The organism is Chitinophagaceae bacterium (assembly GCA_016713085.1).
In the GTDB taxonomy this organism is placed as follows: domain Bacteria; phylum Bacteroidota; class Bacteroidia; order Chitinophagales; family Chitinophagaceae; genus Lacibacter.
The window spans coordinates 1517517-1534472 of sequence record JADJPV010000002.1 but is presented as its reverse complement, the minus strand read 5'-3'; the positions used below and the strand labels follow the sequence as shown (position 1 = coordinate 1534472).

Genomic DNA, 16956 nt, shown 5'->3' with positions numbered 1-16956 from the left:
ACTTCAATTCTATTAGAATAAAGCGGCGCTTCAATATTCATTATGGAATCAGGAAGTGAAGTCTTATTTCTTTTTTGCAACGCACATCCAGTCCCAGGGAAAAGGTTCAGTGAGCCATTTTGGTGGATTGTTGAATTCTGTTTTCCAGGTATAGTTTATTTTTTCAATCTGTTCAACGGCAAAACCTTCCAATGTAAGCAATAACTCCAGTTCTTCTTTCAGGTAATGTTTGGTAGGCACATTGTCAATATCCGTTACACCCTGTTTTATATTTTTTGCAAGGGCGAATGCTTTTTCAACCGATTCTATCTTTTCTTTATTATCATTATCAACATTCCAGCGGTTGGCAATGATGTTGGTATAAAGTTTTGATTCAAGTGAGGGGACTACCAGTATAAGATAGCCGTCCTCATTTAAGCAGATATTCAGTGCCTGGAAAAAATTGATGCGCTTTTTGAGATTATCAGTAAGTATGGCATTAATACATACAGCAACATCGCAGGGCGTAACAGTAAGTGTATCGGCACTCATGTCCATCCGCTGGTATTCAACATTCAGGTAGTCTTTACATTTTTCCTTTGCCAGTTCAAGATTAATGGCAGAAATGTCTGTTGCAATAACCTGTTTAAAAGCGGTTGCTAATAATGGAATCCATTTGCCAATGGCGCAACCAATATCTGTAACTGATTTTTCTTTGGATGCAATCCGTTCAATGGCAGTTACAATTTTGCCCGACTTGTCATTTTGTAACACATCAAATATTTCCACGTTATAGTTCGGTGCAATGCGTTCCCAGTATTTCCTGTCCATGTATTGGTATTTGTTAGTAAGGCAATGAAAACTGTTTAAAGATAATTTTTTTGTTTCAGAAGAAATCAACAGGAACTATCTTTAATATAAAATCATTTTCGGGCTATTCATAATAATTCAGTAATAATACAGAAGATAATGAATGAGATCAGTATAAGACTTGCAAACAGCGAAGATGCTGAGCTGATTGCAGAAATGAGCCGCATAACATTTTATGATGCTTTTGCAAAAGACAACACAAAAGAAGACATCGACTTCTTCCTGAACGAACAGTTTACAAAAACTGCATTGACGAAAGAAGTAGAAGAAGCTGACGGTATTTTCATACTGGCTTATGTAAATAATGAGGCGGCTGGTTATGCAAGAATGCGTTTAAAAAACAGCGAGAACATATTGGCAGAAGAAAATGCAATTGAAATTGCACGCATTTATGCATTGTCATCCGCAATTGGGAAAGGCGTGGGAAGTGCCTTAATGCAGAAGTGTATTGACATTGCAGCAGAACAAAATAAAGCGGTGATCTGGCTTGGTGTTTGGGGAAAAAATGAACGGGCAATTGCTTTTTATACCCGTTGGGGATTTGAGAAATTCAGTGAACACAGCTTCCTTCTGGGCAGTGATTTACAGACAGACTGGCTGATGAAGAGAGCTGTAGTTCTGCCTTAACTCACTGATTTCCTGTTGAAAGCCTGTTAAAAAAAGGCGATAACACTGAAATTAGCCTTCGAAACAATGAAACTTCCGGAAAAACGTTTTATCTTGTACTCTACTGTTTATTTATCCAATTTAAAACCAATAACCATGAAACGTTTTGAAAAAACTCAGGTTGTATACAACCGAAAAGACATTCCTCTGATTGTGTTCCTGATCTTCTTTACGCTGGCAGTTATCATCAGCATAAAATTCAACGCATAAAGTTTAACTGAACCGCAGAATAAAAGTAAGCTGATTTAAGCCATGGGTTTCCATGGCTTATTCTTTCTTTAATACGATTTTCTGGCCTTCATCTTTTTTGATCGATTCAAAACTGTTTGCCACTTCATTGTATTGCTGGGCAGGTATAATATGTTTGTTCAATGTGAGTTGTGTTACTACTTTCAATTCATCTCCCGTTTCGTTTATCTGAACTTCGGTTTTATAGAAAACGAAGTTGTTTTTAATTTCTTTATTTGGTGGCAGGTTTTCTTTCTTAAAGTTGCCGGGTAATTTATAAACAGTTGAATCAGATTTTATATAAGGAAAGTCGAAGAGGTATTCAAACTTTCTTGTTTCTGCTGTTTTGATTGTTTCATCATTCAGCTTGTATTGGCGCAAGGGGAAAAAATGCTTTGCTCCGGCTTTGAAATCAAAAAACTGCCTGTATTCCATGTTCAGCTGTATTACATGCCCGTCAGCTGAATCAGTTACAATTTTTAATTCATAATCATCGGGGGCCTTATAACCAAATACATTCACCAACGCTTTTTTAATATCGTCTTTTGATTTTGAATCAGTATAGGCATAAATATATTCCCAGAATTCACCCGATACAAAAATGCGGCTTTTCACAAATGCACTGCCATCATCAAACAGTTCAACATTAGTTTTTGCCTGCCATTGATTGTCTGAGCTTTTACTTACAGGTGTATTCACCAACACCCCTCCGTTTTCAGTAATCAGCAGTGCATTTCTGTTTTCAGTGAAGTTTCCTAAAATGCCGGGTTCAGGAAGTTTAGATGTGCATTCCAGCCAGACTGTATCCTTATCATTCGGCACACAAAGTATTACATGATCAAAGCCTTCATTTGGAAAGGACGGATCTGCAGGATAGGCATTCTTTCCTGATTTAATGATAGCTGCATATGACTTAATACCTGCTGCTTTCAAAAGGTGTTTCATGTAATTTGACAGTGCTTTACAATCACCATACTTTTTCTCTTCAACAAAGGATGCAGGAAAAGGTTTCAATCCGCCGATTCCCAATTGTATACTTACATATCTTGTATCGGTCTGCATTTTTTTATACTTAGGAGCTATGCTTATCCTGGGAATTGTTAAAACAGATCCATAGCTTTTACTTTCTGCCGGGAATATTTTTTGATTTTTAACCTGCCACTCATAAACTTTATTATTTCCATCTGTGGAAACTGCAGGGGTAAGCGTTGTATTATATGCTTTATAGCGAATATCTAAATCCGTTGGTACAACAATTTTGAAACGGCTTAATTCAAATGATTCATCAGACGAGCCAAATTTCCAATCGGGGAAATCGATATAACCGTAGAGTTTTATTACAGAGGTTACTTCAATTGTAAAAGGAGGCTCCGGCATTGGAGCTTCAAGGTAATAATATTTATTGTCGGTTGCCAGTGAACTTTCATAAGGGTTGCCAACAACAGAAAAATCTTTCTTCCTGTATTTTTTTATTTCAAGTCCCAGGTCATTGTAAATTCTTACTTCCGCTTCATCCAGTTTTATTAATTTATCAGTAAGGAAAACAATGCCACTATGCCTGAGTCCGTCTTTATTGAGAATGGTAATAATCCTGTGATCACTGACTGTGTATTTTGACGCAGAGTTGATTTCAACTACAGTTTCATCCAGTCTGAATACCGCATCAGCACCTTTCTTTAAACTGTCGGGTATTGTTAACGATGAATAAGTAAGCAGGCCTTGTGAAAAAGCGATATGCTGAATGAAAAGGAAGAATACCGTAAGGATGTTTCTCATGGTTTTGGGTTAGCTTTTTTCTTAAACACGATCTGCTCGTTTAAGCGTTCAAACAGTTGCGCATAAAACTCTTTAAAATCAGCATATTCATCAGCATAGTATGTAGGACGTTTTATTTCAAGTATAATACGCAGTGATAGACTGTTCTCGTTTTTCTGCATGAAACGCTGCAGCACTATACTTGTATCGGGCATGATCATTTTAATATTCTTTGGCAGTTCTTCCGGCTCCATATTTTCAGGAAAGTGAATGGTAGAAACAATGGTGTAATATTGGGTAAAACCAAATTCAACATCTGTAAACCGCTGATCGGAAAGAAATTCATTCTTCTCCAGTTCCATAAGGAAGTTTGGTGAATAGAAGAAATAGTCTCCGCTTGCGTTAAGTTGTGTATTGAATTTTACCTGGTTTTCAAGAGGCAGAGAATCATTCGCTTCATTTTTCACCTGCAAAGAATCGAATTTGAACTCAGGATGTGGTTCAGAAAAATATTCAGTGAGATATTTTTCTTTGCCTTTATTAAATGAAGAAAGACGCTGATTTTTTGCATATTCATAAGCCAGCAGGTAAGCTGAACATTTCAATATTCCTTTTTCATCCAGGTCTGCTGAGATGGAGGCACTGATTCTGAACCGGTGTTTTGTGTCAGCAAGAGGAATAAAGCCTGCTTTTGTTTTATCTACCAAATATCCATCAGTAAACTGAACATCCCAGGGAACCATAAATGCAGGGTTATGAGGATTACTGGCATCCAGTATATAACGGTTGCCATCAACTTCTGTTACCACATACACATTGTTAAACTGGTAAATAAACGGGTAAAAAGTATTGATCCTGCCATTATCTCTTGTGCTCACAAGTAATGGGTAGGCATTTACTCCTGCATCTCTTAGTAAATTGATCACCAGAAGATTCATATCTGCGCTGTTGCCGGAATGTTTTTCTAAAGCAGTCTTCAATCCATTAGAAGAATACCTTCTGTTTTCTCCGTTCCAGGCTACGTTCTTTTTTACGTAATTAAAAACAGCAAGAATCTTTGCATAGTCAGATGTTAGTTTCTTAAGTTCATCTTCCAGTGGCAAATTTTTCAGGATGTTTTTTTTCAGCTGCAGGCCAAAATCTTCATCATCCAGCAATTCTTCATTCAGCTGGGTCCATGTAGTTAAAATGGGTTGATTATTGATTGATCTTAGCTGGAAATCTATCCGTTGTAAATAATCCTTTGTACAGCTCATGTATGGCTCTCTGTCAAGACCTGGAATATCGGTCATGATGAACCGTTTTGTATTGTTAATCCCTTCAACAGTTTCTTTTACAGGAAGAGTGCGTTTTACCTGGTAAGTAAATTCAAGCACCGAAGGGATGGTTACATTGTATTCACTGTACCTTACAGGAAGGCTGCGTTGAAAAATCCAGTCTTCTATTTCTATATAATTAGTTTTGGAGTGATCGTATTTGTATTCAATAACACTTCCCACTTTTACATTTGGCAATGTAAAAACAGCCATTTCATAATTTTCATCAACCCGCTGCTCCAGTACAGACTTTCTCTCCAGTTTGGTTCTTTCAACTTCGCCTTTTTCATTAAGGTTATAAGTATAGCCGTCAATGCCTCCAATTTTTGGCGGTTATTTTTGGAGTAATAGGGAATACGCACATTTGCAAGCTCAAGTCCTTTTCATTCAGGATTTTGATACGTATGCGATAACTTGTTTCGTTGATAAAGTTTGATGTACTGATGAAATAGTTTACTTCACCATAATCAATGAGGTATTCTGCCACAGCAGATTTATCGTAGCTGCATTCCTTGTATTCAAGATCAGCTTTGTCAATTTTGCCAAACGAGGGGATTTTTTGAGCAACTAAACCTGAATGGAAAATAAACATGGATAACAGGCACAGGAGGGTTCGCATGATGCAGTGTTTTTGGTTTGTGCAATAATAGAGCAGCAGGGTAAGATTACCAATGATTCAGTGAAAAAAAATCCCCCTTAGTTTTAAAACTAAGGGGGATTACTTATTTGTAAAATCGATGATTAATACTGCTCCAGACCACTGAAGAAAAAGCTTCCTTCAATTTTTGCATTTTCATCACAGTCGCTTCCGTGTACAGCGTTTTCACCAACTGAAGCTGCATAGAGCTTACGGATGGTTCCTTCATCGGCTTTTGCCGGGTCGGTTGCGCCAATCAGTGTGCGGAAATCTGCCACTGCGTTATCTTTTTCAAGTATGGCTGCAATGATTACACCGCTGCTCATAAATTCAACCAGTTCACCAAAAAAAGGTCTTGCCTTGTGAACAGCGTAAAATTCGCCTGCAGTTTCAGTAGTTAGTTTGGTTTGCTTTAATGCCACCACACGAAAGCCTGCCTTGATGATTTTGTCTAAAATAGCACCTGCATGGCCGTTTTTCATGGCGTCAGGTTTGATCATTGTAAACGTACTATTGCTCATAGTATTCTTTGTTTTTTGCGCCGCAAAGATAGGGAAGATGAGAGAAGGAAGGGATTTCGTAATCGGGAATTAGTAATCAGGCATGGAGAATCGGCAGGCTGTTCATAACTCTGTACTTATCCAAATTCCTGACTCCCACCTCCTTCTTTTCCCCTACATTTGCAGCCGCCCGATATGCAAGCAATCAACGAATTATACCCCTTACTGCACAGTCCCGGAAAAGTGGTTATCACCACTCACCACAAGCCCGATCCCGATGCTATGGGATCGTCGTTGGGGTTGTATCATTTATTAGTACAGCTTGGACATACCGTTCAGGTCATTTCTCCCACTAACTGGGCTGCTTTTTTTAAACTGGATGCCCGGTTGTGAAAATGTACTCAACTACGAAACGAATATCGATAAGTGCAATACGATCTTAAACGATGCCGATTGGATTTTTTGTCTCGATTTTAATGCACTCAACCGTACCAAACGTATGGCAACAGCATTGGAAAATGCAAAGACACAAAAAGTGTTGATTGATCATCATCGTGAACCACAGACAGAAGTATTTGCTTATGGCATCAGTAATACCGCCAAAAGCTCAACCTGTGAAATGGTGTATGATTTCATTATGCACAGCGGTCATATTGAAAAACTTACCAATGAAATGATGCAGTGCCTGTATGCCGGAGTAATGGGCGATACGGGAAGTTTCCGTTTTGCATCAACCTCTGCATCGGTATTTGAAATGATTGCCGATTTTAAACGCAGGGGCCTGGAGCACACAGTTATTCACGATCATATTTACGATAACTTTTTAGAAAACCGTTTCCGTTTTATTGGTCATGTTCTCATGAACAGGATGGAAGTGGATTATGAAATCAACACCGCACTGATCTGGGTTACCAAGCAGGATTTGCTCCGATTCCAGATTAAAACCGGCGATACAGAGGGTTTGGTGAACTATCCGCTCGGTATCCAGGGTATAAAACTGGCGGCTTTGATCATTGACAGGGACGAAAAAGAAAATGGAGCTTCCGCAGCAAAGGAGAGTTTGATTGTAATACTTTTGCACGCCAGCATTTTAACGGGGGTGGACATTTCAATGCGGCAGGTGGAGAAAGAGACGAAAGCCTCGAAGCAAATGTGAACTTATTTAAAACGGTTATTCAGAATTATAAATCGCAATTATCAACTATTTAAATACAAACAATGAAGAAAATTCAATCCATTTTTGTTGCCATGCTTGCTATAGTGGTACTGGCATCATGCGGGGGCGGCTCTTTCAAAAAAGCAAAGAGTGGTTTACTGTACAAAATTATCTCTGATGGCAAAGGTGCTCAGCTGAAAGCTGGCAGCTTTATCAAATTCAATGCAATTGTAAAGCAAAAAGATTCTGTTACCTATAATTCATATGGTAAGATTCCTGCGTTTACTGCAGTTGACAGTGTTGGGCGTCCATATGATCTCTCTGAAATCCTTCCAATGCTTCATGCGGGCGACAGCTGTATTATTGTTCAGAGTGCTGATTCAATTGCAAAACTGAATATGGGTCAAATGCCTCCCGGTTTAAAGAAAGGTGATAAAATCACGATCTCTATTCGCATTACAAAAGTAATGACCGACCTTACTGCTGCTCAAAATGAATTCAATGCTGAAATGACTGCACAGAAAGAAAGAGAATTCAAAGCTGTTGAAGCCTATCTCAAATCAAAAAATATTACTGCAACCAAAACTCCTTTGGGAACCTATGTTGAAATTCTCAACCCGGGAACCGGTGATAAACCAGACAGTGGAAAGCAGGTTTCTGTAATGTATACAGGTGTGAATTTTGAAGGAAAGAAATTCGATTCAAATATTGATACTTCTTTTGGCCATACTGATCCAATGAGTTTTGTTATTGGTGCACAGGGAATGAGTCCTGGTTTTGAAGATGGCGTGAAGCAACTGGCAAAAGGCGGTAAAGCAAGAATCTACGTTCCTTCAATGCTTGCTTATGGCATGCAGGGTAATCCTCCTGTAATTAAGCCTTACGAAAACCTGATGTTTGAAGTTGAAGTACTGGATATAACAGTTCCAAAACCACAACCTCAAGGACCTCCGGCTCCTCCAACAGGTGGTAATCCAAACCAATAATATAAAATATTGAAATAGCGAACCGGAGACAGGAAACTGTCTCCGGTTTTTTATGCACGGTCTTAAGCCCTCTACTGACCGGTAATTACAAGTTTATGCATTTATAATAGCTTGGTGTAATTGAATTGCTTCCACTGCTTCCTTCACATCATGCGCTCTTAAAATAGAAGCGCCTTTTGTTAAAGCAATTGTGTTTAGCACTGTTGTGCCGTTCAGGGCTTCTTCGGGAGTTGTGTTCAATGTTTTCCAGATGGTTGATTTGCGGCTGAGTCCTGCTAATACAGGAACATGAAAAATTTGAAAGGCTTCGAGTTTTTTCAGCAGTTGAAAATTATGCTGAATGGTTTTGCCAAAGCCAAAGCCGGGATCAATGATACTATCTGTAATACCTGCCTGTTTGCATTCATTCAGTTTGTGAATGAAGTACTCAATCACTTCTTTTGCTACATCTTCATAAGCAGGTTTTTGCTGCATGGTTTCAGGAGTGCCCTTCATGTGCATGGCAATATAGGGGACATGAAGAGCAGCTACTGTTGAAATCATTTGCTTATCCATTTCACCTGCACTGATGTCATTCACCATATCTGCACCCGCAGCAACAGCTTCTTTAGCAACTGTTGAATGATAGGTGTCAATTGAAATAAACGTATCAGGAAATTTTTCTTTGATTTGCTGAATTGCCGACAATACTCTTTGTAATTCTTCCTCTGCCGATAAGCGGTCGCTGCCGGGTTTGGTGCTTTGTCCGCCTATATCAAGAATAGCTGCGCCCTCATTGATCATTTGTTCTGCCTTTGAAAGAATCTCATCTAATTGCTGCACACGGCTGCCGCTGTAAAATGAATCGGGTGTAATGTTCAGAATGCCCATTACAACAGGCTTTTCGATGACCAATAATCTTCCTTTGCAGTTGAGTGTGTACATTGTATTTTTGAGGACTGTGAAACAAGCACGAATTAACGAAACAATTCTGAACAAGTAATGAGTACAATTGATCAATATACAAAGGCAATTGCTGAATGCAGGGATATTTTTAAGAAGAAAACCATTGATTACGGAACTTCATGGAGAGTGTACCGCACTATTTCCATCGTTGACCAGATCTATATCAAGGCTAAACGTATCCGTACCATCCAGGAAAAACAGGAACAAAAGATCGGCGACAGCTTTGCTTCAGAATTCAAGGGAATTCTCAATTATGCTGTTATCGGATTGATTCAACTCGATTTAAAAGAAGGCGAAGCAGAAGAACTGCCGGTAAATAAAGTGCTGGAACTGTACGATACAAAAATGGCCAAAGCCCAGTTACTGATGCTGGATAAAAATCATGATTATGGAGAAGCATGGCGTGAAATGAGCCAGGAAAGTTTTGTTGATTTGATTCTGGCCAAGCTGCAACGCATCAGGCAGATTTTGCTGAATGATGGTAAAACATTGGTGAGTGAAGGAATTGATGCCAATTATTATGATATCATCAACTACGCCGTTTTTGGATTGATCCTGATTGGAGAAGGAGTTCACCAGGGGTGAGGAGATGATGGAAGTACGTGGTAAGATGTAGGAAGAGCGATGTACGATCGGAACGCTGAAGGCGGTCTGAACGATTTTTAAAAGAGATAACAATTCGCATGAAAGTAATACTCACAATTATCCGCTGGTTTGTTGGAATTCTGTTCATCTTTTCCGGATTGGTAAAAGCCAATGATCCCTTGGGCCTGAGTTACAAAATGCAGGAATTCTTTGAAGCATGGGGATTACAGGGATTTCATGAATATACGCTGGGATTATCCATCCTGATGAATGCATTTGAAATAATTGCCGGTGTTGCTGTGATTATTGGCTGGCGAATGAAACTCTTCAGCTGGCTGCTATTACTTCTTATTATCTTTTTCACTTTTTAACCGGCTATGCATGGCTGGCAACTAATCCTGATGGAACAGCGAAGTTTGCATCCTGCGGATGCTTTGGTGATTGCATTCCGTTATCTCCAAAACAATCTTTCTTCAAAGACCTGCTCTTGCTGGTATTGATTCCGATTATTTTGATGTATCGGAACAGCATAAAACCATTGTTTGCAAAAAACTGGTTGAATGTGATGAAAATTACGGCAGCAGTGATCCTGAGTTTTGGATTTCAGTGGTACACACTGAAGTATTTGCCCGTGGTTGATTGTTTGCCCTTCAAAAAAGGGAATGATATTTTTGAATTAAAGAAAATGCCGGCTGATGCAATCCCGGATAAGTTTGAGTACATCTTCATTTATGAAAAAGAGGGGAAGAAGCAGGAGTTTACGATGAAGAATCTTCCTGACAGTACCTGGAAATTTGTTGACCGTAAACAGTTGCTTGTTACAAAGGGAAAAAACAATGAACCGAAGATTAAAGACTTTGATCTGAAAACAGCTGACGGTGCTGATTTAACAACGGATGTGCTACTTCAACAGGGAACCTATTATTTATTGTTTATAAAAAGTACCGATGATCTTCATGCAGATGATCCATGGATAAAAGAAGTTTCAGCTATTGCAGCAAAAGAGAAACTATTTATTGTTACGGCTGTGCCAGATGCTGCCCGACAATTGTTCAAAGACAACGAAGTATTAAGTCGGCTCACCGTTCTTTCCTGTGATGTTACAGCGATTAAAACAGCTGCACGTGCAATCCCAACTTTATATAAAATGAATGGCCCGGTGGTAGTGGAAAAATGGAGTGGGGCGAATTTTAAAAACGTAAAATAATATCTTCGCTATTGGGCAGATACATTCTTAAAAAATTCTTCTACGGCATCCTTGTTCTGGCAGGTGTGGTTACGGTTGTGTTCTGGATGTTCCAGGGGTTTGGCGACCCTGCAAGACTGGTGATGGGGCAAACAGGCGACAGTGCCACCATCGCCAATATTAAAAAAGAATTGTATCTCGATCAACCCAAATGGAAACAGTTTTTATTGTATGTGAATGATGTGTCGCCCATTGCCATTCACAGCAAAGAAGAAATTGAAAAGAAAAAATTGCAGGGATTATTTATTGGAGGAGAAAAAAACTTCGCTGTCAAACTTCCTTACCTGCGCCGCAGTTATCAAACAAAAAAAGAAGTGGGAGAGTTGCTGATGGAAGCATTACCCGGCACCATTCTGTTAGCTGTGGCTGCAATGATTTTGGCAACAGTGCTTGGTGTTTTCCTGGGTGTAATTGCAGCAGTTAAAAAAGATACCTGGATGGACACCACAGCTGTGTTCAGCAGTATCATTGGTATTTCAGCTCCATCTTTTTTTATGGGAATTGTGATTGCTTACCTGTTTGGATTTGTATTGAACAAATACACCGGCTTAAACATGACAGGCAGCTGGTTTGATATTGATGTAGAAACGGGCAATCGGTACTATACCTTACAGAACCTCATCCTTCCTGCAGTAACATTAGGTATTCGTCCCTTAGCAATCATTACACAACTTACACGCAGTTCCATGCTGGATGTATTGAACCAGGATTATGTGCGTACTGCTTATGCAAAAGGATTGAGCAGGAGAGTGGTGATCTGGAAGCATGCTTTACGCAATGCACTCAACCCGGTAATTACTGCTGTTACAGGATGGTTTGCTGAATTGCTGGCCGGTGCTTTTTTGTTGAGTATATTTTTGGGTGGAAGGGTATAGGAAAAGTTACGGTAGATGCGCTGGAGAAATTAGATTACCCTGTGGTAATGGGAAGTGTGTTGATCAGTGCTTTCATTTTTGTGTTGATCAATATGCTGGCTGATGTATTGTATGGAGTTGTTGATCCCCGTGTAAGAGTCAGCTGATTTTTTCTTTCGTTTATTCAAAACTGTTTATATGAGAATCATTCTTTTCATTGCAATTTCAGTGTTCTTCTTTTCCTGTAAAGAAAAAACAACAACACTAACTGTTGCTGATTACTTTAACTATGGTGATACAGGTGTACAGTCGGCCGGCATTAAAATGATTCCCATTCAAACTCCTGTTGGTGAATTTAAAGTATGGACAAAACGCTTTGGCAATAATCCACGAATTAAAATTTTATTGCTTCATGGTGGTCCGGCAATGACGCATGAGTATATGGAATGTTTTGAAAGCTTTTTTCCGAAGGAAGGGTTTGAGTTTTATGAATATGATCAGTTAGGATCCTACTACAGTGATCAGCCGAAAGACAGCAGTCTCTGGACAACAGCCCGTTTTGTAGAAGAAGTAGAACAGGTGCGTAAAGCTATTCATGCCGACAGCAGTAATTTTTATGTACTGGGAAATTCATGGGGCGGTATTCTTGCAATGGAATATGCATTGAAGTATCAGAGCAATCTTAAGGGAGTGATCGTTGCCAATATGATGGCCAGTATTCCGGAATATGGAAAGTATGCCAATGAAGTACTCGCAAAAGATATGGATTCAAACGTATTGAAAGAAATCAGGGCTATTGAGGCAAAAGGTGACTTTGCAAATCCACGTTACATGGAATTACTGCTTCCCAATTTTTATAAAAAACATTTATGCCGTTTGGAAGAATGGCCCGATGGGTTTAACCGTACCATGAAGCATGTGAACAGTGAAATTTATGTTATGATGCAGGGGCCTTCAGAATTTGGTGTTGCAGGAAGGTTGCTGAACTGGGATATAAAAAGCCGGCTGAAAGAACTGAAAGTGCCAACGCTGATGGTAGGTGCAAAGTTTGATACCATGGACCCCAAAGCAATGGAAGAGCAAAGTAAACTGGTGCAGAAAGGCCGTTATCTCTACTGCCCCAATGGAAGTCATTTAGCAATGTGGGACGATCAGCAGGTGTTTATGAACGGAGTAATTAGTTTTATTCATGATGTGGATGCTGGAAGTTTTTAAGCGAAAAAAATAACTGTATAAAAAGCAAGACACCGCCTGGAAGGCAGCGTCTTTTAACAGCTGACCGATTGCTCGGTTAGATTTATCAGGATACTACATCCATTTAGTAAGGTATTCGTTGAATTCCTGCCTTAATTCTTTCACTACTTTTTCAAAAACAGAGAATTCATCTTTCAGTTTTTCGTGCTCTGCTATCCGTTCTTCTTCAATCTGGTTAGCATGCCTTTCAGCATCCAGTTTTACTTTATGCACATGTTCATTTATGTTGTGACGCAGTTCGTCAATATTGTTTCGCTGTACGATAAACTGGTTCTGAAAATGTTCAACTCCTTCCAATGCTTCATGACTTGTATTTTTCGAGACAATCTCTGCAAGTCTTTTTTGAAGCAGATCAAATTCGCTTTTGTAAAATTCAATTGCATGTAACCATTCCTGGTGTTCTGTACCGCTATGAGAAACTGTTAAAGAGCTCATGGGTTTATACTTTAGAGGTTTTAGATATTGTTGTCACTCTCAAAGTTGTATGACAACATGCAGATAAACCATGATCTGAATCAGTAAATGAAATGAGATAATTCATGCCGGAGCTGAAAGGGCTATTTGATAATAACTTCTTTCACCGCATGTTCGTTAAAAAGCTCGTTGATGCGGTTGCGGATTTTCTCCCGTTGAAAGATCAGCTCCTGTTTTAAAGGGGCCATGCTGGTGGTAATAATGAGCTGCTGGTTGATGAGTTTAATATCTTCTGTGTACTTGGCAATGGTTTTGCCCATCAGGTCTTCCCATACATCTTTTATTTCCAGGGCACGTACTCTTTGTTTGAGTTTACTCTGCTCTAAGAACTGTTTCATGGCTTCCTGTATGGATACTTCGCTCATGTTGTAAAGTTAATTGATCGTAAAGTAATGAAGGGTGAAACTTATAAGCTGATCACCTGCACTTTCATTCCCAGCTCTTCAAATGCTTTCGTCATCCGCTGCTGGTGTGTATCAGTTAAAAATACCTGCCCGCCATGTTGTGTACATACATAATACAGGAGATTGTGCATCCGTTGCTGATCTAATTTTTCAAACACATCATCTAACAGCAAAAGAGGAGCAAAGCCTTTATGTTGTTTGAGTGTTTCAGCTTCAGCCAGTTTTAAACTGAAGAGCATACTTTTTCGCTGTCCCTGCGAAGCCGTCAGTTTAAAAGGCTCTTCATTCATTTCAAAGAGAAGGTCATCTTTATGAATACCGGTCGAAGTGCGTTGCAGCAGGTAATCTTTCTCCCTTGTTTGTTTCAGCAATTGTTCAAAAGGTTGCTCCAGTAACTGACTTTCGTACTGCACATGAATGGCTTCTGCTTTACCTGCAATAATTTTGTAAAAGGCTATTACAGCCTCATTAAACTTTGGTAAAAAGCCTGCTCTTTTTTGATGAATGAAATTTCCGGCAGCAACTAACTGTTCATCCAAAACATCAAGTAGCGCATTATTTTTTGTTTGGGTCTGTGCAGAATTTTTTAAATAGCTGTTGCGTTGCTGAATTACTTTATTATGAATAATGAGCTGTTGCAGATAGTTGGGGTCGAGTTGAGAAAGCAGCGTGTCTAAGAATCTGCGTCGTTCTTCACTGCCACCAATAATCAGTTCCACATCATCAGGTGCAATCACAACACAGGGATATTTACCAATATGCTGTGAAAATTTTTCATATACTGATCCGTTGCAACTAACTTCCTTTTTGCCATTTTCCCGGAGAATGATGGTGGTATTGATCTCTTCAGCGGCTTCTTTTAAAACACCCTCAATGCGGAACCCGGCTGCACCATGAAGAACATTGTTACTGTCGATCCCGGTAAAATAGCTTTTTGTAAAGCAGAGATAGTGAATGGCATCGAGCAGATTGGTTTTGCCAATCCCGTTAGCCCCGGTTATAGCAACAATGGGCTGATCAAAGACAAAGTCCTGGAAAGTATAGTTTTTAAACTGCGTTAATGAAATTGACTTCAGCGAAAGCATGGGCTGCAAGATAAGAAGGAAGAGGTAGGAGGCAAGAGGGAAGAAGTAAGAATGGCACTCTGAGTGATTATGCCCCTCTGGAGGGGATACATAATACTACATATAAACAATGATAAAAGGGGTGGGTTGTTGAATAGAATTATCAAGCGTACAAGTGAGTGACACAACTACAGCTAAATATTGGCAAAACAGCCGGTTACACAAAAATCCACATCGCTAAAAAGGCGATTTAAATTTGACTGTGTACCTTATCTTTGCCACTCTAAAAAATTACGAAGTGGCCACTAAATTTACAAAAGAAACCTACTTATACTGGTACGAGTTGATGCTTTTGCTCCGTCGATTTGAGGAAAAAACAGGTCAGCTGTACGGAATGCAGAAAATCCGTGGATTCTGCCATCTTTATATCGGACAGGAAGCAATTGCTGCAGGTTGTATGACGGCAACAAAGCCAGAAGATACTATGATCACTGCTTACCGTAACCATGCGCTGGCTATTGCAAAAGGCGTTAGTGCCAAAAGCTGTATGGCCGAATTGTATGGTAAGGCAACCGGTTGTTCAAAAGGAAAAGGTGGAAGCATGCACTTTTTTGGTGTGGATGTTGGTTTTTTTGGGGGCCACGGAATTGTGGGTGCACAGATTGGTACCGGTGCCGGGTTGGCTTTTGCAGAAAAGTATAAAGGAACTGATAATGTATCTCTTACTTTCTTTGGCGATGGTGCTGCACGTCAGGGTATGCTGCACGAAACCTTCAACTTGGCCATGCTGTGGAAACTGCCGGTAATTTTTATTTGTGAGAACAACAACTATGCGATGGGTACTTCGGTTGAACGTACCAGTAACGTGGTTGATATTTATAAATTGGCTGATGCATATGATATGCCTGCGGACAGTGTTGACGGAATGGATATGGAAGCTGTTCATGAGAGCGTAAGCCGTGCGGTGAGCCGTGGTAGAAAAGGCGAAGGCCCAACCTTGCTGGAGTTTAAGACCTACCGTTATAAAGGTCACTCAATGAGTGATCCGCAGAAATACCGCTCCAAAGACGAAGTGGAAGAATACAAAGAGAGAGACCCGATTGAAGTTGCAAAGCGAAAATTGCTGGATGTGTTTGGTGTAAAAGAAGATGAAATTGAAGTGATCAACGAACGTGTACGGTTAGAAGTGGAAGAGAGTGTTCAGTTTGCAGAAGACAGTCCGTTTCCGGATGCAGATGAATTGCTGAAGGATGTATATGTTGATGCAAACTATCCATTCATTACAGATTAATTGAGTTAGAACTAATTTTTATAAATCGAGAATATAAAATGTCTGAAATTAAAAAAACAACAGCGGAAGAGTTAAACGAAGTGCATGCCATTAAGAAAGCCAAAGATTTCTGGGGTAAATTTTCAAAGCCCGTTACATATATCGGTGGTTTAGTGATTTTGCTGGCAGGAGGTTATTTAGTTTACAAGAATTTCTTCAGTGGCCCGAAAGAACTGAAAGCAACAGAAGCCATGACACAGGCAGAAGCCTACTTTGCAAAAGATTCACTTGATCTGGCATTGAATGGTGATGGTGCTTCGGCTGGGTTCTTAAAAATTATCAAGACCTACAGCGGAACAACTGCTGCAAATCTTGCTCATTACTATGCCGGTTCTATTTACCTGCGTAAACTGGATTACAAGAACGCTATAACACAGCTCGAAGATTTTTCAACAGATGCTACCCAGATTCAGAGTGCAGCATGGCGCATGCTGGGCGATGCATATATGAGTACTGATAAGAAAGAGAAAGGTGCTGAGTATTATGAAAAAGCAGGTAAGCTGAATGAGAAAGATGAATACACTTCATCTGAAAACTTATTCCGTGCAGCTATGGCTTTTGAAGTAGCCGGCAAAAAAGATAAAGCAGCTGATTTGCTGAAAATTCTGAAGGAAAAATATCCCAAGACACAAACAGGCGGACAGGCGGATAAATATCTTGCCCGTTTGGGAGTTGTGAACAATGATTAATTAAACAATCGCTTAACC

At 39.6% G+C, this 16956-nt stretch carries 15 protein-coding genes and 3 pseudogenes; 9 read left to right on the top strand and 9 right to left on the bottom strand.

Going from position 1 to position 16956, the window contains the following annotated elements; genetic code table 11:
- Positions 1 to 63: 63 nt before the first annotated feature.
- Entirely contained in the window at positions 64 to 810 is a 747-nt protein-coding gene (locus tag IPK31_19640) for a class I SAM-dependent methyltransferase (GenBank protein MBK8089946.1), read from the bottom strand.
- Between the two features lie 138 nt (positions 811 to 948).
- On the opposite strand from IPK31_19640, the gene IPK31_19635 reads away from it, so the two are divergent.
- Positions 949 to 1476: a GNAT family N-acetyltransferase gene (locus tag IPK31_19635; GenBank protein MBK8089945.1), complete on the top strand. Its 528-nt coding sequence runs from the start codon at positions 949 to 951 to the stop codon at positions 1474 to 1476.
- Between the two features lie 306 nt (positions 1477 to 1782).
- Here the strand turns inward: IPK31_19635 and IPK31_19630 are convergent, their stop codons facing one another.
- From IPK31_19630 to IPK31_19615, 4 genes are all read right to left on the bottom strand, one after another.
- The gene (locus IPK31_19630) at positions 1783 to 3519 is read right to left on the bottom strand and encodes a DUF3857 domain-containing protein (protein MBK8089944.1); all 1737 of its coding nucleotides are present in this window, start codon (positions 3517 to 3519) and stop codon (positions 1783 to 1785) included.
- Positions 3516 to 5027, bottom strand: coding sequence for a DUF3857 domain-containing protein (locus IPK31_19625; GenBank protein ID MBK8089943.1), 1512 nt, complete (start codon positions 5025 to 5027; stop codon positions 3516 to 3518). The genes IPK31_19630 and IPK31_19625 overlap by 4 nt, the downstream gene beginning before the upstream one ends.
- 97 nt (positions 5028 to 5124) lie before the next feature.
- Entirely contained in the window at positions 5125 to 5433 is a 309-nt protein-coding gene (locus tag IPK31_19620) for a hypothetical protein (protein MBK8089942.1), read from the bottom strand.
- 122 nt (positions 5434 to 5555) lie between these two features.
- Positions 5556 to 5972, bottom strand: coding sequence for a nucleoside-diphosphate kinase (locus IPK31_19615; GenBank protein MBK8089941.1), 417 nt, complete (start codon positions 5970 to 5972; stop codon positions 5556 to 5558).
- Positions 5973 to 6146: 174 nt separating this feature from the next.
- Here IPK31_19615 and IPK31_19610 point away from each other — a divergent pair.
- Both IPK31_19610 and IPK31_19605 read left to right on the top strand, forming a co-directional pair.
- Positions 6147 to 7160 (top strand): annotated as a pseudogene (locus tag IPK31_19610) (DHH family phosphoesterase).
- 9 nt (positions 7161 to 7169) lie between these two features.
- Positions 7170 to 8093: an FKBP-type peptidyl-prolyl cis-trans isomerase gene (locus tag IPK31_19605; GenBank protein ID MBK8089940.1), complete on the top strand. Its 924-nt coding sequence runs from the start codon at positions 7170 to 7172 to the stop codon at positions 8091 to 8093.
- A 93-nt stretch (positions 8094 to 8186) separates the two neighbouring features.
- Here IPK31_19605 and folP read toward each other — a convergent pair whose 3' ends face one another.
- Positions 8187 to 9017 carry a dihydropteroate synthase gene (gene folP / locus IPK31_19600; protein MBK8089939.1) on the bottom strand — a complete coding sequence of 277 codons (831 nt, stop codon included), beginning with the start codon at positions 9015 to 9017 and terminating at the stop codon, positions 8187 to 8189.
- A gap of 57 nt (positions 9018 to 9074) precedes the next feature.
- On the opposite strand from folP, the gene IPK31_19595 reads away from it, so the two are divergent.
- From IPK31_19595 to IPK31_19580, 4 genes and pseudogenes are all read left to right on the top strand, one after another.
- Positions 9075 to 9623: a DUF1599 domain-containing protein gene (locus IPK31_19595; protein MBK8089938.1), complete on the top strand. Its 549-nt coding sequence runs from the start codon at positions 9075 to 9077 to the stop codon at positions 9621 to 9623.
- A gap of 98 nt (positions 9624 to 9721) precedes the next feature.
- Positions 9722 to 10830, top strand: a pseudogene (locus tag IPK31_19590) (DoxX family protein).
- Between the two features lie 11 nt (positions 10831 to 10841).
- A pseudogene (locus IPK31_19585) lies at positions 10842 to 11890 on the top strand (ABC transporter permease).
- Between the two features lie 31 nt (positions 11891 to 11921).
- Positions 11922 to 12938, top strand: coding sequence for a proline iminopeptidase-family hydrolase (locus IPK31_19580; GenBank protein ID MBK8089937.1), 1017 nt, complete (start codon positions 11922 to 11924; stop codon positions 12936 to 12938).
- A 93-nt stretch (positions 12939 to 13031) separates the two neighbouring features.
- Here IPK31_19580 and IPK31_19575 read toward each other — a convergent pair whose 3' ends face one another.
- From IPK31_19575 to recF, 3 genes are all read right to left on the bottom strand, one after another.
- Positions 13032 to 13412 carry a hypothetical protein gene (locus IPK31_19575; GenBank protein MBK8089936.1) on the bottom strand — a complete coding sequence of 127 codons (381 nt, stop codon included), beginning with the start codon at positions 13410 to 13412 and terminating at the stop codon, positions 13032 to 13034.
- A gap of 122 nt (positions 13413 to 13534) precedes the next feature.
- Positions 13535 to 13816, bottom strand: coding sequence for a DUF721 domain-containing protein (locus IPK31_19570; protein ID MBK8089935.1), 282 nt, complete (start codon positions 13814 to 13816; stop codon positions 13535 to 13537).
- A gap of 41 nt (positions 13817 to 13857) precedes the next feature.
- A complete protein-coding gene (gene recF / locus IPK31_19565) occupies positions 13858 to 14940 on the bottom strand; it encodes a DNA replication and repair protein RecF (GenBank protein ID MBK8089934.1) in 1083 nt (360 codons plus the stop codon).
- 277 nt (positions 14941 to 15217) lie between these two features.
- Here recF and pdhA point away from each other — a divergent pair, with 277 nt between their 5' ends.
- Together pdhA and IPK31_19555 are read left to right on the top strand one after the other, a co-directional pair.
- Entirely contained in the window at positions 15218 to 16210 is a 993-nt protein-coding gene (gene pdhA, locus IPK31_19560; GenBank protein MBK8089933.1) for a pyruvate dehydrogenase (acetyl-transferring) E1 component subunit alpha, read from the top strand.
- Positions 16211 to 16248: 38 nt separating this feature from the next.
- Complete coding sequence (locus IPK31_19555; GenBank protein MBK8089932.1) at positions 16249 to 16938, top strand: tetratricopeptide repeat protein; 690 nt, start codon at positions 16249 to 16251, stop codon at positions 16936 to 16938.
- The last annotated feature ends 18 nt before the right edge of the window (positions 16939 to 16956 follow it).